Raw genomic sequence first — 19,912 nt, 5'->3', positions numbered from 1 at the left:
CCGGGCGCCGGTCGCCGGCTGCTCACCGCTCCACCAGTCGGAGCGCCTGCAGGGGGCACATCGCGACGGCGTCGGCCGCAGCGGCCCGCTCGTGCGGACGGACCGGGACGTCGCGGGTGCCGGCACCGGGGGTGCCCGGGTCGCCCGGGTTGCCGGCCCGGACACCGGGATCGCCGGGGTCGCCTCCGGCCCGGGCGCCGGGGGTGCCGGCCCGGGCGATCGGGTAGCCCCACTCGTCGCGCTCGAGCCGCTCGGCGAACAGTTCCGTGCACAACCCCCGGCCCCGGCAGCGCGTCCAGTCGACGTGCAGCGAGACGACACCCGCGCCTGCGCCCGCGCCCCCGCTCACCACGCACCCCCGCGCCGCAGCAGGCACCGGCCACCGAGGTGCGCCTGCACGTCGTCGTGGAACACGTCGAGCGCGCTCCGCACCATCCGCGCCACCCCGTCCGGGTGGTGACACGCCCCACGACCGTCCACCAGCGCGGCCACCCGACGCACCTCGCCCGCCAGGTCCCCCGCTGCTCGCCCCGAGGCCAGGTCCCCGACGACGTCGGCGATCCGCGGCAGTCCGTTCACGCAGGGTCCGCACCGTCCGGCCGACGCTCCGGCGAGCGCCGCCGCCAGCCGTGCCGTCACCGCGATCGGGCAGGTCCGGTCGTCGAGCACGGCGAGCACCCCGGCCCCGGGCGCGGCACCCCACCGAGCCAGTCCCTCGGGGTCGAACGACGTGTCGAGGGCCGCGGCCGGCAGCCACGTCCCGCCCCATCCGCCGACCAGTACGGCGCGTGTGTGCGCCGGATCGGTCACGGGCAGCCGGGAGGCCCGCAGCAGTTCCCCGAGCGGCGCACCCCCGGCGGTCTCCAGCACCACCGCGGTGGTCGGGTCCGTCACGTCGCTCACCGTGACGAGCCGGGTGCCGGGGGCACTCGGGCTGCCGACGCCCCGGGCCCACGCCGCCCCGAAGCGCACGACGAGTGCTGCCTGGGCGAGGGTCTCGACGTTCGACACCAGGGTCGGTCGCCCGCTCGGGCCCCGTTCGGCGAGCCGCACCACGCGGTCCTCGGGCACACCCCGGCCACCGGCGACGGCCGAGGCGAGGGCGCTGGCCTCCCCGGAGACGAAGGAGGCGTGGGGCAGGACCCGCAGGCTGATCGGCACGGGGTCGCCGCCGCGGTCGGCGCGTTCCGCGAGGGCCCGGCGGACCGGACCGGCGAGTCGGTCGCTCGTGGCGAGCACCGCCTCGGAGGCACCGATCGCGGCGGCCGCGACGACGATGCCGTCGAGTACCAGGTGCGGTGCGCGCTCGAGCAGGACGGCGTCCTTGCGGCTGGCGGGTTCGCCGTCGGCGGCGTTCGCGACCACGAGGGGCGCACCCCGACCCCGACGTCGACCATTCGCGGTCACGGCGGCGAGCTTCCGGGCGAGCGGGAACCCGGCTCCGCCGCGGCCGTCGACGCCGGCGCGGCCGAGTTCGTCGACCAGCCACGGGCCGAGCTGCGGCAGCGGGCCGAAGGTGTCCTCGTGGTCGGTGCGGGCCGGACCGGGTGCGGCCAGGAGCCGTCGGGTGCCGGTGGGTGGGACGACGGTGCGGGGGTGGGTCAGGGTCATCGGACGACCTCCAGCTTCGCGGAACGGAACTCGGTGACACGGGCGGTGCAGCGCCAGACGACGGCGCCGACGACGGCCGCGGTGCAGACGCCGGCGAGCACGAGGAACCACGCGGAGGTGCCGTCGGTCCCGGTGCCGACCGCGTGGGCCAGGGCGATCGGCCACATGGCGTAGGCCGCCCAGTGCACGGCGCGGAAGGCCCGCGGCCCGATCACACGGCGGAGCAGTGCGGTGACGACGAGCACGACGAGCAGGTCGACGGCCAGGGTGCCGAGCCCCAGCCAAAACCACCGGTCGGCGCCGACGAACGGCACGACCGTGTCGAGGAGGCGCAGCTCAGCCTCGGTGTCGAGCAGCAGCGAACCCACGTGCACCGCGACGAACACGGTGGCGGCGAGGGCGACGTCCCGGTGCACGAGCTGCACGGCGAACCGGGGCAGCCCGGGCAGCGGTCGTCCGCTCCTGGTGACGATGCCGAGGAGCACTGCGAGGGTGAGGAGCAGGACGGCGGTGACCCCGAAGCCCCGGCCGATCACCCAGAGAGCGGTGTCCATCAGGCGACCGCCGATCGGTCGTCGTCGGCGCGCTGGCCGTCGGTGCCCTGGTCGTCGGGCCAGCCGCCGAGCCGTACGACCGTGCCGTCGGCGGCGACGAGCCGGGCGGCGCGTCCGCTCTGCCGGAGCCACTCGGCGGCGGTGCGACCGCGCACCACGGCGGCGGTCGTCATCGTGTTGGCGGTGGTGCACGACGGGGCGACGACGGTCACCGTGCGCCAGACCGGCTCGGCGGGCAGACCCCACCGGGGGTCGAGGATGTGGTGCCGGGCGGTGCCGTCCTGCTCCCAGCGGCGCTTCTGCGTGCTCGAGGTCGCCACGGACCACCCCGAGGCGATCCGGACGTGGTCGACCGGGTCACCCTCGAGGTCCTCCACCCGCACCTGCCAGCCGCCGGACGGATCCGGGCCGGCGGTCGCGACGTCACCGCCGAGGGACACCAGCGCCCCGATGCCGAGCCGTGCGGTGATGCTCGCCGCGGCCATGTCGGCGGCAGCGGCCTTCGCCGTGGCACCGAGGTCGAGGGTGACGCCCTCGGGGATGCGCAGGAACGTGCCCGACAGCAGGATGCGCTGCCACGCCGGACGGTCGTCGCATGCACGCGACAGGGCCTCGGGCGACGGGACCGGCTGGGCGTCGGCGAAGGCGGCGTCGTACCCGAGGGAGACCATCCGGCGCCCGAGGGTGGGGTCGACGTCACCGTCGGAGAGCCGGGCTGCGTCGAGCGCCTGCTGCACCAGTGCGGCGAGGAGCGGCGACACCTCGGTGCCACGCACGAGGTCGTCGGCGCGTGCGGTGAGTTCGGAGTCGTCGCGGAAGCGGCTGCACGCGGCGTCGACGGCGGAGGTGACCTGCCGGACGCAGGACTCCGCGTCCGCGAGGTGCCGACGGTCCCGGTGGTCGAGGACGACCCGGGCGGTCGTGGTCCAGAGGTCCCACTCGGTGGCGGCGCGCACGGTCACGACCCCGTCGTCGTGGTGTCGGAGGTCCCGCCGGTGGTGCCCTGCGACACCCCGGTGTCCGAGTCGCTGGTCCCGGAGTCGCTCGTGGCGGAGTCGGTCGGCTGGGTCGACGAGTCGGTGCTCGTGTCGGTACTGCTGCTCGAGTCGCTGCTGCTGGACTCGCTGCTGCTGGAGCTGCTCGTGCTCGTGTCACTGCTCGTGCTCGTGCTCGCCTGCTCGTGCCCGAGCCAGAGCCCCGCACCGGTGACCATCGCCACCACGAGCCCGCCCACGCTGACGAGCGCACTCGTGATCCGTGCGGATCGCCTGCCGCTGCCTCTGGTGTCCATCGGTGCTCCTCGTCGTCACGACGAGGTTCCCGAGGGCACCGATGAGCCAGCCGCGCACCCGCCGCGCACCGACCGTACGAACCCTGTGGTCCGTCTAAGAGCACGTGCTCCCGTCGACGACGGCGGGACGCGGGTCAGTGGCCGAGGCCGCCGAGCAGGCTCGCGAAGTCCGGGGTCGCGGGGAGCGCATCGGCTTCCTGCGGGGCCCGCCTGGAGGCCCGGATCGCCCAGGCCAGGTCGGCTCCGGCCCGGCGGATGCGACCGTCCAGGGCGGCCGCGTCACCGTCGGTCCCCCAGTCGTCGGTCGCGGCGAAGACCCCGGTGGGCACGATCGCCGCGCGCAGGTACGCGAAGACGGGCCGGAGGGCGTGGTCGATCGCGAGGGAGTGCCGCGAGGTCCCGCCGGTGGCCCCGAGCAGGACGGGCATGTCGGCCATCGAGTCCTTGTCGAGCACGTCCAGGAACGACTTCGCCAGTCCGCTGACGCCCGCGGTGAAGATCGGCGTGACGAACACGACGGCGTCGGCCTCGACCACGGCGGCCATCGCTGCGGAGAGCGCCGGGGCTGCGAAGCCGGTGAGCATCGCGTCGGTGATCTCGTGCGCGAGCGGCCGGAGTTCGACGTGCACGACGTGTGCCGGGGTGCCCTCGGCGACGAGCGACGCGACGGCGGCCTCGCCCAGGCGGTCGGCGAGCAGGCGGGTGGAGCTGGGCTCGGAGAGTCCGGCGGAGACGACGGCGATGGTGGTCATGATGCTTCCCGACTTTCGATGCGTTTGCATGAACATAGCATCCAACCGGGTTGCCCTCGCAACCATTCCCGCCATCGAACAGCGTGCCGATCGGTCACGACTCCCCGCGCGCCGGCCGCCGATCGGTCATGAAGTGTCGAGTGGGGCCGTGGTGGCCGACGAGTCGTGACCGCTGGACGAGCGCGGGCGACGTGTCGTGACCGACCGAGGACGGAGTGCGGCCGGAGCGGGGCCCCGCCGAGCGTCGAACGCCCCGCGGAACGAAGAACGCCCCGGTCCTCACGAAGAGGACCGGGGCGTTCGGTCAAGCGTGTGTCGGTCGACTAGCGACGCAGGCCGAGGCGCTCGATGAGCGTGCGGTAGCGGGCGATGTCGACGTCGGAGAGGTAGCCGAGGAGACGGCGACGCTGACCGACCATGAGGAGCAGGCCACGACGCGAGTGGTGGTCGTGCTTGTGCTCCTTGAGGTGCTCGTTCAGGTCGTTGATACGACGCGTCAGAACGGCGACCTGGACCTCGGGGGATCCGGTGTCGCCCGGGTGGGTCGCGTACTCTTCGATGATCTCCTGCTTGACCTGTGCGTCAAGTGCCATGGTGATCCCCTTCCTGTCCGTTGCGCGGTGCCCGTGCCTGATGCGCGAGCGCTCTTTGTCCGCGGCCGTTCGACGGCAACCGCACAAGACTACCAGAGTCCTAGGCGGTCCTGGGGTGCAGACGGCGTCGGCGGCGACGCTCCGGCAGCAGACTGCGGACGAGTCCGACCAGCGTGGCGCCGAGCAGACCGCCGAGGCCGTTCGACAGCACGTCGCGCGGGTCCGCGACGCGGTACGGCAGGTAGGTGGCCTGCGCGAACTCGATGCCCGTGGACAGGGCGACCGCGACGAGCGCGCCGAGGATCCACCAGCGCCGGGGCAGCCACAGCGCCGCGAGCATCCCCACGGGCACGAACATCGCGATGTTGGCGAGGAACTCGGTGCGCTCGTACGTGAACCAGGCACCGTGCGGCAGCTGCTGCACCCAGGCGATCGCGTGCAGCACGAGGGAGTTCTGGGCCGAGGTGAAGACCTGCGGGGTCAGCGTCATCCGCCAGATCACCCAGGCGTAGCCCGCGGTCAGGGCGAGGAGGAGGAGTCGACGGAACATCCGCACAGTGTGCTGCACGGTCCTGCGCGGTCGCTGGAGCGCTCCTGTCAGCCGTCGGTACGACACCTGGGCGATCGCGGATCGGCGCTGGTCATGACTCCCCCGCACCTGTCAGCATGGGTCCGGGCGCGATCGGTGCCCGCACCACCGACACCGCACGGTCAGATCAGGAGCACCGCAGCATGCCGGAGCACGAGGCACCCAGCACCCCACGCCGCAACCGCACCGGCGGCCTGCGGCAGTGGGGGTGGATCGCGGCTGCGGCCGTCGTCGTCGCCGCGGTCGTCACGACCCTCGTGGTCGTCGGCCCGTGGAACGGCGGCCAGCCGGACGGTGACCGTACCCCGAGCGGCCGCAGCGTCGCCGAGCGGAAGTCCGCGGCCGAGGCGTTCCCGGGCGGGCTCGCGCGCCAGCCGACCGCCGTGAACCAGGCCGGCCTCCGCGAGCGCCAGGCCCGTGCCGACGGTGACACCCAGACCGCCGAGCAGATCGCGGTGATCGCCGACCAGCCGATCGCGACGTGGCTGACGAACACCTCGCGGGCCGAGACCCGCTCCACGATCCGGTCGGTGGTCAGCACGGCCGAGCAACGCGGTGGCACCCCCGTGTTCGTCCTCTACAACATCCCGGACCGTGACTGCGGCAGCTACTCGAAGGGCGGCACCGAGGACGACGCCTACCTGCCGTGGGTCCGGTCCGCCGTCCGGGCGATGGCCGGTTCGCACGCGGTCGTGCTCGTCGAACCCGACTCGATCGCCCAGGTCCAGAACTGCGAGCGGCTGCGCGACGAACGCCTGCCCCTGCTGCGGAAGGCCGTCGACGCCCTGACCGGCCACGGGCTCACCGTGTACCTGGACGGCGGCAACGAGAACCGTGTGCCGACCGCCACCATGGCCGACTGGCTGCGGCAGGCCGGCGTCGACGAGGTGCAGGGCTTCTTCACGAACGTGTCGAACTTCTACCGGGTCGACCAGGAGCGCGCGTACGCCGACGAGCTCGCCGACGCGATCGGCGGCGACCCGCACTTCGTCATCGACGTCTCCCGCAACGGGCAGGGGTGGCGGGGCACCTGGTGCAACCCCGAGGGCGCCGGCCTCGGCCAGGAGCCGCACGTCACCGGCGGCAGCACCCGGCTCGACGCCCTGCTCTGGGTGAAGACGCCCGGGCTCAGCGACGGCACCTGCAACGGCGGCCCCGCGGCCGGCCAGTGGTGGGAGTCGTACGCGCTGGCCCTCGTCGAGCACCGCAAGCGCGACTGACGACGCCGCAAGACGGCCCGCGCAGGGCCGTGTCGGTGCCCGGTGGTTGCATGTGCGCATGACCGCGACCGACCGCATCCGCTCCGTCGTCCCGCCCTACTTGCTCCGCGCCGTCGCCGACGCCGATGCGTTCCCACGGGCGGCCTCGGCGGCACACACCGCACTGGCCTCGCTCGACGCCGTGCAGGCGCCGAAGCACGCGCACCTGGTCGCACCGCGCAGCGTCAGCGGCGCCGTCGACCGCTCCCCGCAGCGGACGATCACCGACGCGCACGGCACCACGACGCTGCCCGGCACCGTCGTCCGGCGCGAGGGCGACGCCGACTCCGGTGACGCCGCGGTCGACGAGGCGTACGCGGGCCTCGGCGCCACGCACGCCTTCTGGCTCGAGGTGTTCGACCGGGTGTCGATCGACGGCGCCGGACTCCCCCTCGACGCGACCGTGCACTACGGCCAGGACTACGACAACGCCTACTGGGACGGCAACCGGATGGTGTTCGGCGACGGCGACGACGAGGTGTTCCGCCGCTTCACCGTCGCGCTCGACGTCATCGGCCACGAGCTCGCGCACGGCGTCACGCAGTACACCGCCGACCTGACCTACCAGGGCCAGTCGGGCGCCCTCAACGAGTCGATCAGCGACGTCTTCGGTTCCCTGGTCGCCCAGTACGCGGCGGGGCAGACGGCGGAGCAGGCGAGCTGGCTCATCGGCGAGGGGCTGTTCACCGACGCCGTGCAGGGCGACGCGCTCCGGTCGATGCGGGCCCCAGGCACCGCGTACGACGACCCGGTGCTCGGGAAGGACCCGCAGCCGGCGACCATGGCCGGTTTCGTCGTCACCACGGACGACGCCGGCGGGGTCCACACGAACTCCGGCATCCCGAACCACGCATTCTTCCTGACGGCCACGGCCATCGGCGGCCCCGCGTGGCTGGGTGCCGGCGCCGTCTGGTGGGACGCCCTGACGTCGGCCGAGGTGACCGCCTCGATCGACTTCGCGGGGTTCGCGACCGTCACCGTCGACGCGGCCGGGCGGCGGTTCGGGGACGGTTCCGCCGAGCAGACCGCGGTCCGTCAGGCCTGGCAGCAGGTGGGCGTGCTCGACTGAGCAGGCCACCCGGGCGTAGCGTCGAGGGCATGCGCATCGAGGTCCGCCGCTCCGGGGGCTTCGCCGGCACCACACGGCGCTGGCGGGTCGACACCGACACGAGCAGCGACCCCACGGCGTGGTCCGACGTCGTCGACGCGCTGCGGCGCACCCCGGCACCGACGGCACCGCCCGTCCCCGACGACTTCAGCTGGACGATCACCGTCGAGCGCACCACCGTGACGATCCCGGGTCGCCGCCTCGACGGTCCGTGGGCCGACCTGGTCGCGCGGGTGCGGTCCGAAGGCGACACGACCTGAGCCGGGAGGCCCGTGGCGGGCCCGCACCGGGCCTCCCGTCCGCCCCGCGGGGACGCCACCACCCACCGATCGTGCGCAGGAACGGTCGCGTGGGACCGACGGAGCCGACCGTTCCTGCTCATGAAGCGCGCGGGGACGCGCGCACGACCGTCAGTCGACGTCGATGACCGTCAGGCGACGGGTCGGACGCGTCATCGCGACGTACACCGCGGCGGCGGCACGGGCGGCGTCGGCACCCACGCCGTCCGGGTCGACGAGCAGCACGCCGTCGAACTCCAGGCCCTTGGCGTCCGCCCCTGTCAGCACCGTGAGCGAGCCGGCGTTCGGCGAGGCGAGCCCCCGGACGTCCGCCTCGGTGCGGGCGAGCCGCTGCCGGACCGTGTCGACCTGGGCCTCGGGGACGATGACGCCGATGGTGCCGGAGCCGATCCGGGCACGCTCGGCGTCGGCGACCGCCACGACGGTGTCGAGCAGGTCGGCCCGGGCGACGCGGACGCGCTCGACGGGGTCACCGTCGCGAACGGCCTCGTTGCGGGTGACCGTGAGGCCGGCGCTGTCCGCGAAGGCCCCGGCGGCCTCGACGATGGAGCGCGGGGTGCGGTAGTTCACCGTGAGCTGCTCGATGCGGTGGTCGAGCGGCACCTGCGGCGCACGGCCGCGTCGGCGACGCGCGAGCGCCCCGATGACGTCGTCCCAGGTGCGTGCGGCACCCGGCGAGGAGCCCTGCGCCATGTCGCCGACGATCGTGAAGGAGCGCAGCGGGTTGCGGCGGGCGAGCACGCGCCACTGCATCGGCGAGAGCTCCTGCGCCTCGTCGACGACGATGTGCCCGTAGGTCCACTCGCGGTCGTCGGCGGCGCGCTCGGCGGTGGAGCGGGGGTCGCCGCCCTCGGCGAACGAGCCGGCGACCTGCTCGGCGCTGACGATGCCCTCGACACCCATGTTCTCGATGGCCTGGCGGGCGTTCTCGATGTCGCGGTTCCGGCTGGCCTTCGCCGCGCGCTTGGCGGCGCCGCCGGTCGGGTCGAACGGGCCGAGCAGTTCGGCGGCCTCGTCGAGCAGGGGGACGTCCTCGACGGTCCAGGCCGTGCCGCGGGCGCGCTGCAGCAGGGCTCGGCGCTCCGGGGTCCAGTCGGGGGTGAGCGAGGCGAGCCAGTTCGGCCGGGCGTAGAGGTCCTCGAGGAACTTCTCCGGCGGCAGCGGCAACCACGCGGTGTTGAGCAGCACGCGGGCGTCGTACGAGCTCCGGATGTCCTCGCGCAGGACCTTCTCGTCGGCCTCGTCCACCGTGGTACCACGCTCCCGCAGCTGCTCGGCGAGCAGGCGGGTCATCGCGTCGAGGGCGGTCTTGTTGAACGTGACGCGGGCGGCGTTGTGCGGCTTGCCGCGGTCCTGCGCACGCTTCATGGCGTCGGCGACGAGCTGGGGCGGCACGACGAGCCGCTCGCCCTCGATGTCGAGCGTGACCGAGTCGGTCGGCACGACCTGGCGCGAGCGCACGGCCCGGCGCAGCAGTGACGCCATCTGCGCGGCGCCCTTCGCGGCAGCGACGTCGCGGGTGTCGTGCGTCGTCGCGTGCACGCCCGGGTAGAGCGAGCCGAGCGACGCCATCACGACACCGGTCTCGCCGAGCGACGGGAGCACCTGCTCGATGTACGTCAGGAACGCCGGGGACGGACCGACCATGAGCACGCCGGAGCCCCGCAGCCGCTCGCGGTACGAGTAGAGCAGGTAGGCGGCCCGGTGCAGCGCCACGGCGGTCTTGCCGGTGCCGGGGCCGCCCTGCACGATGAGCACGCCCTCGAGCGGAGAGCGGATGATGCGGTCCTGCTCACCCTGGATCGTCGCGACGATGTCGGTCATCCGGCCGGTGCGCTCGGCGGTCACCGCGGCGAGCAGCGCCCCTTCACCCTGCAGGTGGGTGCGCTCGTCGTCGTAGAGCGAGGCGTCGAACACCTCGTCCTCGACGCCGACCACGCGACGGCCCTGCAGGGACAGGTGCCGACGGGAGCGCATGCCCATCGGGTGCGCGGCGGTGGCCTGGTAGAAGGCGCTCGCACCGGGGACGCGCCAGTCGAGCAGCAGCGGCCGGTGCTCGGCGTCGCGCAGCCCCACACGGCCGATGTACCGGAAGGTGTCGTCTGGGCTGTCGGGCTCGGCGACCTCGAGCCGGCCGAAGACCAGACGGTCCCCCACCCGCTCGAGCGTCGCGACGGTGTCCTCGTAGAGCCGCGCGTACGCGTCGCGCTCGCTGCGGCTCTGGTGGTTCCCGCCGACCGCCTGTCGGCGGGTCTCGGCGAGGCGCTGTTCGGCCTCGGCGGTCAGCTCGTCGAGACGACGGAAGAGGCCGTCGACGTAGCCGCGTTCACGGTCGATCTCGGTCGGTTCGGACACACGCAACCCTTCGGGAAGAGGGGGAACCAGTGTACTGCCCACTGGGAGCCCCGCTGTCCCCGAAGGGTCGCGTCGGAGTCACATCTCTTCGTGCGTGTCCGGGTCGCCGTCCCACAGACGACCGCGCTCGAGCGCGGAGATCGCCTGCACCTCGTCGTCGGTCAGCTCGAAGCCGAAGACGTCGAGGTTCTCCTTCTGGCGGGCGGCGTCGCCCGACTTCGGCACCGGCACGGCACCGAGCTGGACGTGCCAGCGCAGGACGACCTGGCCGGGGGCCACGCCGTGCGCCGCGGCGGCGTCGACGATCGGCTGCTCGGTGAGCAGTTCCGAACGCTTCGCGAGCGGGCTCCAGCTCTCGGTCACGATGCCGAGCTCCTGGTGCACCTTCCGCAGTTCCGCCTGGGGGAAGTACGGGTGCAGCTCCACCTGGTTGACGGCCGGGGCGACCCCGGTGGCGTCGACGATGCGGCGCAGGTGCTCCGGCGTGAAGTTCGAGACGCCGATCGAGCGGACCTTGCCGCTGTCGCGGAGGTCGACGAACGCCTTCCAGGTGTCGACGAACTTGTCCACCGACGGGTTCGGCCAGTGGATCAGGTACAGGTCGACGTGGTCGAGCCCCAGGTTGCCGAGGGTCTCGTCGATCGAGCGGTGCGCCTCGTCGTAGCCGTGGTGCCGGCCGGGCAGCTTCGAGGTGACGACGAGGTCCTCGCGCGCCACCTCGGACTCGTGGACGGCCGTGCCGACGGCGTCCTCGTTGCCGTAGTTCAGCGCCGTGTCGAGCAGCCGGTAGCCGCTCGCGATGGCGGTGCCGACCGCGGCAGCGCCCTCGTCGCCGTTCAGGCCGTAGGTGCCGAGGCCGAGCTCCGGGAACCGGTGGCCGTCGTTCAGCTCGATCGTCGGGGCACCGACCTGCATCAGCGGACCCCGAGCAGGTCGATCACGAAGATGAGGGTCTTGCCGGACAGGAAGTGGCCACCACCGGCGGGGCCGTAGGCGAGCTCCGGCGGGACGACGAGCTTGCGGCGTCCGCCGACCTTCATGCCGGGGATGCCCTCCTGCCAGCCGCGCACCAGGGCCGCGAGCGGGAAGTCGATGGGCTCGCCGCGGTTCCAGGAGCTGTCGAACTCCTCGCCGGTCTCGTACTCGACGCCGGCGTAGTGGACCTTGACGGTCGAGCCGGCGGACGCTTCCTCGCCGGAACCCTCGACGATGTCGGTGATGACGAGCTCGGTGGGGGCGGGGCCCTCGGGGGCGTCGAACTCGGGCTTGCTGTTCAGGTCAGTCATGCCGATCAGTCAACCAGAGCGCGCACCGGGCACGCGCAACGAGCGTCCAGCCCGCAGAATGGTTCCACCGTGACACCATCGACTCCCGCACCGCCGCGCCGCCGCCTGCTCGCCGACCTCACCCCGCTCCGCCGCTCCCCCGCCTTCGCTCGGCTCTGGGCCGGCACGGCGATCGCCGGCATCGGCACCCAGATGACCACCGTCGCCGTCGGGCTCGAGGTCTACGAGATCACCCGCTCGACCTTCGCCGTGGCCCTGGTCGGTGTCATCGCGCTCGTGCCGATGATCGTCGCCGGCCTGTACGGCGGCATGCTCGCGGACGCCTTCGACCGGCGCCTCGTCGCGCTCGTGTCGTCGATCATCGCGTGGGTCGCCGTCGCCCTGATCGCCACGCACGCCTGGCTCGACCTGCACAGCGTCGCACTGCTCTACGTGCTCGCGACGGTGAACGCCGTGGCGGCGACCGTCAGCAACGCCTCCCGCTCGGCCATCGTCCCGCGGCTCGTCGGCACCGACCTGCTGCCCGCGGCGAGCGCCCTGGGCGGGATCGCGTCCGGGTTCCAGGTCACCGTGGGTCCGGCGATCGCCGGCGTGCTCATCGCGAGCGTCGGGTTCGCGCCGACGTACACGATCGACGTCGTGCTGTTCACGTTCGCGTTCCTCGGGGTGTTCACGCTGCCCCGGATGGCCGCCGACCACGATGCACTGCGGCCAGGGCTCGGCTCACTCATCGAGGGCGCGAAGTTCCTGCGGCGGTCACGCAACATCACGATGACGTTCGTGCTCGACATCATCGCGATGACCTTCGGGCAACCGCGTGTGCTGTTCCCTGCGATCGGCGCGCTCGTCATCGGCGGTGGGTCGATCACCGTCGGTACCCTGACCGCCGCGTACGCGATCGGGGCGCTGCTGTCGAGCGTGTTCTCCGGGCCGCTCGGGCACGTCCGACGCCAGGGTGAGGCCGTCGGCTGGGCCATCACGGCGTACGGCGGCGCGATCGCGGCGTTCGGTGTGGTCATCGCGCTGGCGCACGTGCTCGGCGGGCGCTCGGGCGAGGCGTTCGGGGTCGAGATCCTGCCGGCACTCGGGCTCGCGGCGCTGTTCCTGGCGATGGCCGGTGGCGCGGACAACGTCAGCTCGGTGTTCCGGAACACGATCCTGCAGGCGGCGTCGCCGGACGGCATGCGCGGTCGGCTGCAGGGCATCTTCATCGTCGTGGTCACGGGCGGCCCGCGGCTCGGCGACCTGTACGCGGGCCTGGTCGTCGCGGCCGGCATCGCGTACCCGCCGGTCATCGGCGGCGTGCTGATCATCGGCCTCGTCGCGCTGCTGCTCCGGATGGTCCCCTCGTTCCGCCGCTACGACGCCCTGCACCCCCACGCCAACTGACCGCGGGCCGCGGTCGAGTGCGGGTCCGCAAGACACCGGTGTTCGCACGTCGAACACCCGCGTTCCGCGGTGCGGAGCGTGAACACCGGTGTCTTGCAGGAGCTCGCGACGCGACCGAAGGGCGGACGGGAGGCCCGGGGCGGGCCCGCCACGCGCCTCCAGGCCGTCACGTGTCGGGTACCGTACGACACATGCCGGACAGCGCATCGCGCGACCTCCAGCGGACGGGAGTCCGCGCCGTCGTCCGGCGCACCTACCACTCGGTCATCCGGCACCGCGTCGTCGACGCGGCCGCGTCGCTGACCTTCTTCGCGCTGCTGACGGTGTTCCCGACCGCGCTGGCGGTCGTGTCGGCGCTGTCGATCGTCGACCGCAAGGGCGACAGCCTGACCGACATCGTCGAGGTCCTCGGGTTCATCGTCCGGCCGGAGACCGCCGAGCACCTCGAGGGGCCGCTCCGGCAGCTGCTGACCCTGGACAACCCGTGGCTCGGGTTCACGATCGGCGTCGTGCTGACGCTCTGGTCGCTGTCCGGCTACGCGACGGCGTTCGGGCGGGCGATGAACACCGCCTACGAGGTCGAGGAGGGCCGGCGGATCTGGAAGTTCCGCAGCATGATGCTCCTCGTCACGCTGCTCGTCATGGTCGGCGGTGCCGTCGCCATCGTCATCCTGCTCGGGACGCCGACGATCTCCGAGGCCGTGATCCGGCAGCTCGGGTGGGCGCCCTGGATCGACGACGTGTGGAACGTGGTGAAGTGGCCCGTGCTGGCAGCCGACCTCGTCGTGATGGTGGCGGTGCTCTACTACGCGACGCCGAACGTGAAGACCCCGCAGCTGCGGTGGGTGTCGGCCGGTGCCGCGTTCGCGATCGTGACCTGGGCCATCGCCACGGTGGGGTTCGCCCTCTACGTGGAGACCCTCGGTGGCGGGAACCGCGCCTACGGGTGGCTCGGTGGCGCGATCCTGCTGCTCGTGTACCTGTACATCTCGAACTTCGTGCTCGTGGTCGGCGGGGAGCTCGACTCCGAGGTGATCCGGATGCGGCAGCTGCTCGCCGGCATCGAGGCGGACGAGTCGATCCGGCTGCCGCTGCGGGACGTCACGCGGAACTTCACGCTCGCGCGCTGGCGGGACCAGGACATCGCGGCCGCCCAGCACGTCCGGGCCGAGGCCGCGCGGGTCGCCGAGGAAGAGGACGCCGAGCTGACCCCGAACGAGGAGCACCTGCGGGCGCTGGCGCAGCAGGTGCGGGTGGGCGAGCGACCGCTGCCCTGACGGGCGTGTGTGCGTGCGGTGCTTGCGTTCTTGGGGCGCGGACGCCCCGCGTCAGCGCTTGCGCGCCTCGGCGTCCAGCATCTCCTCGGTGATGATCGGGATCGCACCCGTCGCCAGCTCGATGCCCGACAGCCGTGCCGGGCTGAGCACGCGCATGACCTGGTCCTCCTCCATCAGGCCCGCGGCCACGACGAGCGTCGAGATCGGCGTCGAGGTGGTCAGCGCCGTGTGCGCGATCGACGCAGCCGCCGCGTACCCGATGTACGGCGTCAGCGCGGTGACGACGCCGACGTTCGTGTCGACCTGGGCTGCGAGCTTCGCCTCGTTCGCCTCGATGCCGACGACGCAGTGCTCGCGCAGGGTCGCACAGCCGCGGGACATCCACTGCAGCGACTGCAGGATCGAGTGGGCGATGATCGGCTCGAAGGCGTTGAGCTGCAGCTGCCCGCTCTCCGCCGCCATCGTCACGGTGGTGTCCGCCCCCGCGACCGCGTAGGCGATCTGGTTCACGACCTCGGGGATCACCGGGTTGACCTTGCCCGGCATGATCGACGAGCCGGCCTGGCGAGCCGGCAACGTGATCTCGCCGAGGCCCGCCTGCGGACCGGACGACAGCAGCCGCAGGTCGTTGCAGATCTTCGAGAGCTTCGCGGCGCTGCGCTTCACGGTGCCGGACAGGGTCATGAACGCACCGGCGTCGCTCGTCGCCTCGATGAGGTCGGGGGCGGTGACGACGTCGATGCCGCTCGCCTCCTGCAGCTGTCGGCGGACCTCGTCGCGGTAGAGCGGGTCCGCGGTGATCCCGGTGCCGATCGCCGTCGCGCCGAGGTTCATCTCGGCGAGCAGCGGCATCACCTTGCGGAGCAGGTCCGCGTCCTCCTGGATCGTGTGCGAGAACCCGGTGAACTCCTGCCCGAGGGTCATCGGCACGGCGTCCTGCAGCTGCGTCCGGCCCACCTTCAGCACGTCGGCGAAGGCGCGGCCCCGCTCGGCGAACGCCGCGGAGAGCTCCTCGAGCTGCACGATCAGACGACGGACCCCGAAGATCATCGCGATCTTGATGCTCGTCGGGTACGTGTCGTTCGTGGACTGGCTGCGGTTCACGTGGTCGATCGGGTGCAGGTACGCGTAGTCGCCCCGCTCCCGCCCGAGGAGTTCGAGTGCCCGGTTCGCGAGCACCTCGTTCGTGTTCATGTTCGTGCTCGTCCCGGCGCCGCCCTGCACGACGTCGACGACGAACTGCTCGCGGAGTGCTCCGTCGCGGACTTCCTGCGCTGCACGGTCGATCGCGTCGGCGCGCTCTTCGTCGAGGACACCGATCGCCCGGTTCGCCCGCGCGGCCGCCTGCTTCACGGTGACGAGCGCCTCGATGAGGTCCGGGTACACGGCGATCGGTACGGAAGTGATCGGGAAGTTCTCGAGTGCCCGCAACGTGTTGATGCCCCAGTACGCGTCGTTCGGGACCTCCCGTGATCCCAGCGAGTCGCTCTCGGTCCGCGTCGTCGTCGTCACAGGTGCCTCCTCGTTGCCGGTCACACGTCGAGGCTAGTCCCGTCCGTCCGGCCGGTCCGAGAACGCGCCGGGGCTGGGCGGAGCGGGCGGCGTGCCGCCCACGGGCCTCCCGTCGCTTCGTGAGCAGAAGATGTCGGCTCGCGCTGCGGGACTCGACATCTTCTGCTCACCAAGCGCGCCGCCAGCGCGAGCGGGCGAAATGGCGTGGTCGCCTTCGCGACGCACGGCGGCATTTCGCCCGCTCGCCCGCGACGGCCTGGAGGCCCGGTGCCAGGCCGCCACGGGCCTCCCGTCCGCCGGCGGTCGCGCCCCGGACGCGAGCGGGCGAAATGGCGGGGTCGGCGGAAGCGCGCACGCGGGCATTTCGCCCGCTCGCGCCGCGGGCGCCTCCCGTCGCTTCGTGAGCAGAAGATGTCGGGTCGCGCTGCGGGACGCGACATCTTCTGCTCACCAAGCGCGCCGCCAGCGCGAGCGGGCGGAATGCCGGGGTCGCCTTCGCGACGCGCGGCGGCATTTCGCCCGCTCGCGCCGCGACGGACTGGAGGCCCGGTGCCAGGCCGCCACGGGCCTCCCGTCCGCCCCGCGGTCGCGGGGAACGCACGACGAGTAAGCAGAAGACGCCGGGTCACGAGGGGCGACCCGGCGTCTTCTGCTCACGCGGTGAGCGCGCGCGTCAGTGGAACTGCGGGACGATGAGGTAGATGCCGTAGAGCACGACGGCGGCGCACACGACGAAGCACGCGATGGCCGCGGCACGGAGCCCACGTGCGGCCGCCGAGGCTCCAGCGGGGTTCGGGAAGCCGGCGGTGGCCGGGCCGATCGTGCCGTCCTCCTTCACGGTGAACTTGCCTTCGCGGGTGTCGGCGGCGCTCCAGAGACGGAGGCCGACCGAGTACACGGCGACGACGAAGCACGACGAGACCACGGCGACGAGCGCCACGGTGAGGAATGCAAACCAGTCGATGCCCATCAGCGACGGCCTCCCTTGCGGGCCGCCATGCGACGGAGCGTGCGCTCGCGGCTCAGTTCGGCGCGACGCTGGGCGACCGCGTCGGCACGCTTCTTGCGCTGCATGTCACGCAGCTCCTTGCGGGTCAGGACCGCGTTCGCGGCGACGTCGACCTCGATCGCGGAGGCCTGCTCGTGCGGCTTGCGGAGCGACCACAGGTACAGGCCGAGGATCACGACGGCGCCGATCACGGCGTCGAGCACGAGCCCGATGACGCCGAGGCGGGCGATGCCCGAAGCGACCGCACCGACCGCGGCGGCCGCGGGCAGGGTGATGAACCAGGCGATGACGATCTTGCCGGCGGTCGACCACTGGATCTTCGAGCCGCGGCGGCCGAGACCGGCACCGATGATCGAGCCCGAGGACACCTGCGTGGTCGACAGTGCGAAGCCGAGGTGGCTGGAGGCGAGGATCGTCGCGGCGGTCGAGGCCTCGGCGGCGAAGCCCTGCGTCGCACGGATCTCGGTGATGCCCGATCCGAGGGTGCGGATGATGCGCCAACCGCCCGTGTAGGTGCCGAGGGCGATCGCGAGGGCACAGGCGACGACGACCCAGAACTGCACGCCCTGGTTCGACGACTGCGCGCCCGAGGCGATGAGGGTCAGCGTGATGACACCCATCGTCTTCTGCGCGTCGTTGGTGCCGTGCGCCAGGGACACCATCGAGCTGGTGAAGACCTGCCCGATGCGGAACCCGCCGCGCTCGTTCGGGAACACCGGACGCTTCGTGATCCGGTACGCGATGCGCGTCGACAGGAACGACACGAGCGCGGCGATCACGGGCGAGGCGAACGCCGGGATGATCACCACCGTCAGCAGCGCGACGTAGTTGACCGACTGGAACCCGGCACCGACGATCGCGGCACCGATGAGCCCGCCGAACAGCGCGTGCGACGACGACGACGGCAGCCCGCGGAGCCACGTGATCATGTTCCAGACGACTGCCCCGATCAGGCCCGCGAAGATCATCTCGGGGCTGATGGCGACGCCACCGGGCCCCTCGTTGATCAACCCGTGCGAGATCGACGTCGCCACGGCGGTGCTGAGGAACGCACCGACCAGGTTGAGCACCGCAGCGACGGTGACCGCCACCTTGGGCTTCATGGCGCCGGTCGCGATCGGGGTCGCCATCGCGTTGGCGGTGTCGTGAAAACCGTTTGTGAAGTCGAAGAAGAGGGCCAACGCGATGACCAGGACGACTATGAGTGTGATGTCCACCGCGGGCAAGTGTCCCAGGCGTCGGCCCTTCGAGCAAACCTGATCGGCAACCTGTTGTTCACCGCAGCTTCACACTCGTTCAGCTTCGGAACCATGCCGATGGGAGAATACGTCCATGGACACCGCTGAGCTCCTCATCCTGCTGATCGGATCGCTCGCGGTGACGGGGTTCGCCCGGGCCAAGGGACTCCCCGCTCCACTGCTCGTCACGGCGGTCGCCCTGGCCGCCTCGTTCCTGCCCGGGCTGCCGCCGATGGAGATCGACTCCGAGGTCATCCTCACGGTGATCCTGCCGCCGCTGCTCTACTCGGCGGCCCTCGACGTGTCGTGGCAGAGCTTCCGCGGCTCGATCAAGCAGATCCGACGGCTCGGCATCTTCCTGGTGATCGTCACCGCCCTGGTCGTCGGCGGGGTGGCGTACCTGCTCATCCCGGACATGACGCTGCCCGCGGCGATCCTGCTCGGCGCGATCGTCGCCCCGCCGGACGCGGTGTCCGCCGCCGCGATCGGCCGGAAGCTCGGACTCCCCCGCCGCGTCATGACCGTGCTGTCCGGCGAGAGCCTGATCAACGACGCGGCCTCGCTGACCCTGGTGCGGGTGTTCACGCTCATCATCGCGGGCACGTCGCTGACCATCTGGCAGGACCTCGGCATCTTCGGCCTGGCGATCGGCGTCGGTCTGGTCGTCGGCATCGTCCTCGGTGTCGTCGTGCACTGGATCCGGATGCGCATCAACGACCCCGTGGTCGAGACGATCATGAGCATCCTGCTGCCCTTCGTCGCGTACATCCTCGCCGAGGACCTGTCCGGCTCCGGCGTCATCGCGGTCGTCACGGCCGGCCTGTACATCGGCTACAACTCGCCGAAGGAGGGCTACGCCACCCGCCTGCAGGAACGTCCGCTCTGGACGAGCATCGACGTCATCCTCGAGGGCTTCGTGTTCGCGCTCATCGGCCTGCAGCTCAACACCGTCGTGCAGGACCTGGTCGACAGCGAGCGGAGCCTCGGGCAGACGCTCACCGCCGCGGCCGTCGTGCTCGTCGTCGTGATCCTGGTGCGACCGCTGTTCGTGTTCGAGTCCTACGCGCGCAACCGCATCAACGGGAAGTGGCTCCGGCCACTGCGGATCAAGCTGTCCCGCGGGCACCCCTCGCTGCGGTGGATGCGCGGTTCCGCGGAGCCGAAGCTCAACTGGCGGGAGCTCACCGTCATCTCCTGGACGGGCATGCGCGGTGTGGTGACCCTGGCCGCAGCGGTGTCGGTCGTGGCCAGCCCGACACAGATCCCGGCACAGGACACGATCTTCATCATCGCCTTCTTCGTCACCGTCGGCACCCTGCTGCTGCAGGGACTCACCCTGCCGTTCGTCATCCGCGCGCTCAAGGTGCAGGACCCGGCCGAGGGCGAGGAGGACGTGCGCAGCGAGATGCGGCTCAACCAGCGCACCACCGAGGCCGCGATCGAGCTGCTCGAGAAGCGGCGTCCGGCGTGGGCGAAGCAGTTCGGCTCGGAGGCCGTCGACTCGGTGGTGAACCGGCTGAAGGCGCGGCTGGAGCGCCAGGCCGAGACGTTCCGTCAGGACGCCGAGGAAGAAGAGGACGAGGGGCGGAACGTCGCACTGCGCCTCCGGGGCTCGCAGATCCAGGACATCCGACGCGAGCTCCTCGACCGCCGCCGCGAGATCGTGCTCGAGGAGCGGGAGAAGGGGAACCTCGACGAGGAGGTCATGCGCCGCGTGCTCGTGACCCTCGACGCGGAAGAACTCGCCATGGACTCGGCGCAGGCGTCGCGCAGTCGCTCCTGAGTACCCC

At 72.1% G+C, this 19,912-nt stretch carries 20 protein-coding genes; 6 read left to right on the top strand and 14 right to left on the bottom strand.

Translation table 11 applies throughout. The features are described from left to right. Positions 1-22 precede the first annotated feature (22 nt). The 8 genes from DEJ29_RS05900 to DEJ29_RS05865 form a co-directional block, all read right to left on the bottom strand. The gene (locus DEJ29_RS05900) at positions 23-349 is read right to left on the bottom strand and encodes a ferredoxin (RefSeq protein WP_284174134.1); all 327 of its coding nucleotides are present in this window, start codon (positions 347-349) and stop codon (positions 23-25) included. Continuing rightward, positions 346-1,611, bottom strand: coding sequence for an NADH-ubiquinone oxidoreductase-F iron-sulfur binding region domain-containing protein (locus tag DEJ29_RS05895; protein WP_111094693.1), 1,266 nt, complete (start codon positions 1,609-1,611; stop codon positions 346-348). The genes DEJ29_RS05900 and DEJ29_RS05895 overlap by 4 nt, the downstream gene beginning before the upstream one ends. Continuing rightward, entirely contained in the window at positions 1,608-2,165 is a 558-nt protein-coding gene (locus DEJ29_RS05890) for a ferric reductase-like transmembrane domain-containing protein (protein WP_111094694.1), read from the bottom strand. Before DEJ29_RS05890 ends, DEJ29_RS05895 begins: the two co-directional genes overlap by 4 nt. Beyond that, complete coding sequence (locus DEJ29_RS05885; protein ID WP_111094695.1) at positions 2,165-3,127, bottom strand: FAD:protein FMN transferase; 963 nt, start codon at positions 3,125-3,127, stop codon at positions 2,165-2,167. The genes DEJ29_RS05890 and DEJ29_RS05885 overlap by 1 nt, the downstream gene beginning before the upstream one ends. Beyond that, positions 3,124-3,456 (bottom strand): hypothetical protein, encoded by a 333-nt coding sequence (locus DEJ29_RS05880; RefSeq protein ID WP_146237708.1) that lies wholly within the window; start codon positions 3,454-3,456, stop codon positions 3,124-3,126. Before DEJ29_RS05880 ends, DEJ29_RS05885 begins: the two co-directional genes overlap by 4 nt. 134 nt (positions 3,457-3,590) lie before the next feature. Further along, on the bottom strand, positions 3,591-4,208 hold the full coding sequence (locus DEJ29_RS05875) for a CE1759 family FMN reductase (RefSeq protein ID WP_071245007.1): 618 nt from the start codon (positions 4,206-4,208) through the stop codon (positions 3,591-3,593). Between the two features lie 323 nt (positions 4,209-4,531). Then, positions 4,532-4,801 carry a 30S ribosomal protein S15 gene (rpsO, locus tag DEJ29_RS05870; protein WP_017885935.1) on the bottom strand — a complete coding sequence of 90 codons (270 nt, stop codon included), beginning with the start codon at positions 4,799-4,801 and terminating at the stop codon, positions 4,532-4,534. Positions 4,802-4,901: 100 nt separating this feature from the next. Then, positions 4,902-5,351: a VanZ family protein gene (locus tag DEJ29_RS05865; protein WP_084741173.1), complete on the bottom strand. Its 450-nt coding sequence runs from the start codon at positions 5,349-5,351 to the stop codon at positions 4,902-4,904. A 182-nt stretch (positions 5,352-5,533) separates the two neighbouring features. On the opposite strand from DEJ29_RS05865, the gene DEJ29_RS05860 reads away from it, so the two are divergent. From DEJ29_RS05860 to DEJ29_RS05850, 3 genes are read left to right on the top strand one after another with little or no spacing between them, the layout of a single operon-like run. Next, entirely contained in the window at positions 5,534-6,610 is a 1,077-nt protein-coding gene (locus tag DEJ29_RS05860; RefSeq protein WP_146250689.1) for a glycoside hydrolase family 6 protein, read from the top strand. A gap of 58 nt (positions 6,611-6,668) precedes the next feature. Next, complete coding sequence (locus DEJ29_RS05855; RefSeq protein ID WP_111094697.1) at positions 6,669-7,718, top strand: M4 family metallopeptidase; 1,050 nt, start codon at positions 6,669-6,671, stop codon at positions 7,716-7,718. Positions 7,719-7,747: 29 nt separating this feature from the next. Continuing rightward, positions 7,748-8,017: a protealysin inhibitor emfourin gene (locus tag DEJ29_RS05850; RefSeq protein ID WP_111094698.1), complete on the top strand. Its 270-nt coding sequence runs from the start codon at positions 7,748-7,750 to the stop codon at positions 8,015-8,017. Between the two features lie 150 nt (positions 8,018-8,167). Here the strand turns inward: DEJ29_RS05850 and DEJ29_RS05845 are convergent, their stop codons facing one another. The 3 genes from DEJ29_RS05845 to DEJ29_RS05835 form a co-directional block, all read right to left on the bottom strand. After that, complete coding sequence (locus tag DEJ29_RS05845) at positions 8,168-10,411, bottom strand: HelD family protein (protein WP_258375922.1); 2,244 nt, start codon at positions 10,409-10,411, stop codon at positions 8,168-8,170. Positions 10,412-10,489: 78 nt separating this feature from the next. Further along, positions 10,490-11,326: an aldo/keto reductase gene (locus tag DEJ29_RS05840; protein WP_111094700.1), complete on the bottom strand. Its 837-nt coding sequence runs from the start codon at positions 11,324-11,326 to the stop codon at positions 10,490-10,492. Further along, positions 11,326-11,697, bottom strand: coding sequence for an FKBP-type peptidyl-prolyl cis-trans isomerase (locus DEJ29_RS05835; RefSeq protein WP_173035534.1), 372 nt, complete (start codon positions 11,695-11,697; stop codon positions 11,326-11,328). The genes DEJ29_RS05840 and DEJ29_RS05835 overlap by 1 nt, the downstream gene beginning before the upstream one ends. A 69-nt stretch (positions 11,698-11,766) precedes the next feature. Here DEJ29_RS05835 and DEJ29_RS05830 point away from each other — a divergent pair, with 69 nt between their 5' ends. After that, complete coding sequence (locus tag DEJ29_RS05830; RefSeq protein ID WP_111094701.1) at positions 11,767-13,086, top strand: MFS transporter; 1,320 nt, start codon at positions 11,767-11,769, stop codon at positions 13,084-13,086. Between the two features lie 191 nt (positions 13,087-13,277). Continuing rightward, on the top strand, positions 13,278-14,363 hold the full coding sequence (locus DEJ29_RS05825; protein ID WP_111094702.1) for a YihY/virulence factor BrkB family protein: 1,086 nt from the start codon (positions 13,278-13,280) through the stop codon (positions 14,361-14,363). A gap of 51 nt (positions 14,364-14,414) precedes the next feature. Here DEJ29_RS05825 and DEJ29_RS05820 read toward each other — a convergent pair whose 3' ends face one another. From DEJ29_RS05820 to DEJ29_RS05810, 3 genes are all read right to left on the bottom strand, one after another. Further along, positions 14,415-15,875: an aspartate ammonia-lyase gene (locus DEJ29_RS05820; RefSeq protein ID WP_258367025.1), complete on the bottom strand. Its 1,461-nt coding sequence runs from the start codon at positions 15,873-15,875 to the stop codon at positions 14,415-14,417. A gap of 673 nt (positions 15,876-16,548) precedes the next feature. Beyond that, positions 16,549-16,845 carry a hypothetical protein gene (locus DEJ29_RS05815; RefSeq protein WP_111094703.1) on the bottom strand — a complete coding sequence of 99 codons (297 nt, stop codon included), beginning with the start codon at positions 16,843-16,845 and terminating at the stop codon, positions 16,549-16,551. Then, positions 16,845-18,101, bottom strand: coding sequence for an inorganic phosphate transporter (locus tag DEJ29_RS05810; protein WP_035807670.1), 1,257 nt, complete (start codon positions 18,099-18,101; stop codon positions 16,845-16,847). The genes DEJ29_RS05815 and DEJ29_RS05810 overlap by 1 nt, the downstream gene beginning before the upstream one ends. Positions 18,102-18,216: 115 nt before the next feature. Between DEJ29_RS05810 and DEJ29_RS05805 the strand changes: the two genes are divergently transcribed. Beyond that, entirely contained in the window at positions 18,217-19,905 is a 1,689-nt protein-coding gene (locus DEJ29_RS05805; RefSeq protein WP_111094704.1) for a cation:proton antiporter, read from the top strand. Positions 19,906-19,912: the final 7 nt, after the last annotated feature.

The organism is Curtobacterium sp. MCPF17_021 (assembly GCF_003234605.2).
GTDB lineage: Bacteria > Actinomycetota > Actinomycetes > Actinomycetales > Microbacteriaceae > Curtobacterium > Curtobacterium flaccumfaciens.
Note: the sequence above shows the minus strand (reverse complement) of the source record. Positions and strands in the feature narration are given on the sequence as shown.

Coding starts and splice junctions, on each gene's coding strand:
- DEJ29_RS05895 (WP_111094693.1), bottom strand. CDS start 1,611: ATGACCCTGACCCACCCCCGCACCGTCGTCCCACCCACCGGCACCCGA.
- DEJ29_RS05890 (WP_111094694.1), bottom strand. CDS start 2,165: ATGGACACCGCTCTCTGGGTGATCGGCCGGGGCTTCGGGGTCACCGCC.
- DEJ29_RS05880 (WP_146237708.1), bottom strand. CDS start 3,456: ATGGACACCAGAGGCAGCGGCAGGCGATCCGCACGGATCACGAGTGCG.
- DEJ29_RS05875 (WP_071245007.1), bottom strand. CDS start 4,208: ATGACCACCATCGCCGTCGTCTCCGCCGGACTCTCCGAGCCCAGCTCC.
- rpsO (WP_017885935.1), bottom strand. CDS start 4,801: ATGGCACTTGACGCACAGGTCAAGCAGGAGATCATCGAAGAGTACGCG.
- DEJ29_RS05865 (WP_084741173.1), bottom strand. CDS start 5,351: ATGTTCCGTCGACTCCTCCTCCTCGCCCTGACCGCGGGCTACGCCTGG.
- DEJ29_RS05860 (WP_146250689.1), top strand. CDS start 5,534: ATGCCGGAGCACGAGGCACCCAGCACCCCACGCCGCAACCGCACCGGC.
- DEJ29_RS05855 (WP_111094697.1), top strand. CDS start 6,669: ATGACCGCGACCGACCGCATCCGCTCCGTCGTCCCGCCCTACTTGCTC.
- DEJ29_RS05850 (WP_111094698.1), top strand. CDS start 7,748: ATGCGCATCGAGGTCCGCCGCTCCGGGGGCTTCGCCGGCACCACACGG.
- DEJ29_RS05840 (WP_111094700.1), bottom strand. CDS start 11,326: ATGCAGGTCGGTGCCCCGACGATCGAGCTGAACGACGGCCACCGGTTC.
- DEJ29_RS05835 (WP_173035534.1), bottom strand. CDS start 11,697: ATGACTGACCTGAACAGCAAGCCCGAGTTCGACGCCCCCGAGGGCCCC.
- DEJ29_RS05825 (WP_111094702.1), top strand. CDS start 13,278: ATGCCGGACAGCGCATCGCGCGACCTCCAGCGGACGGGAGTCCGCGCC.
- DEJ29_RS05815 (WP_111094703.1), bottom strand. CDS start 16,845: ATGGGCATCGACTGGTTTGCATTCCTCACCGTGGCGCTCGTCGCCGTG.
- DEJ29_RS05805 (WP_111094704.1), top strand. CDS start 18,217: ATGGACACCGCTGAGCTCCTCATCCTGCTGATCGGATCGCTCGCGGTG.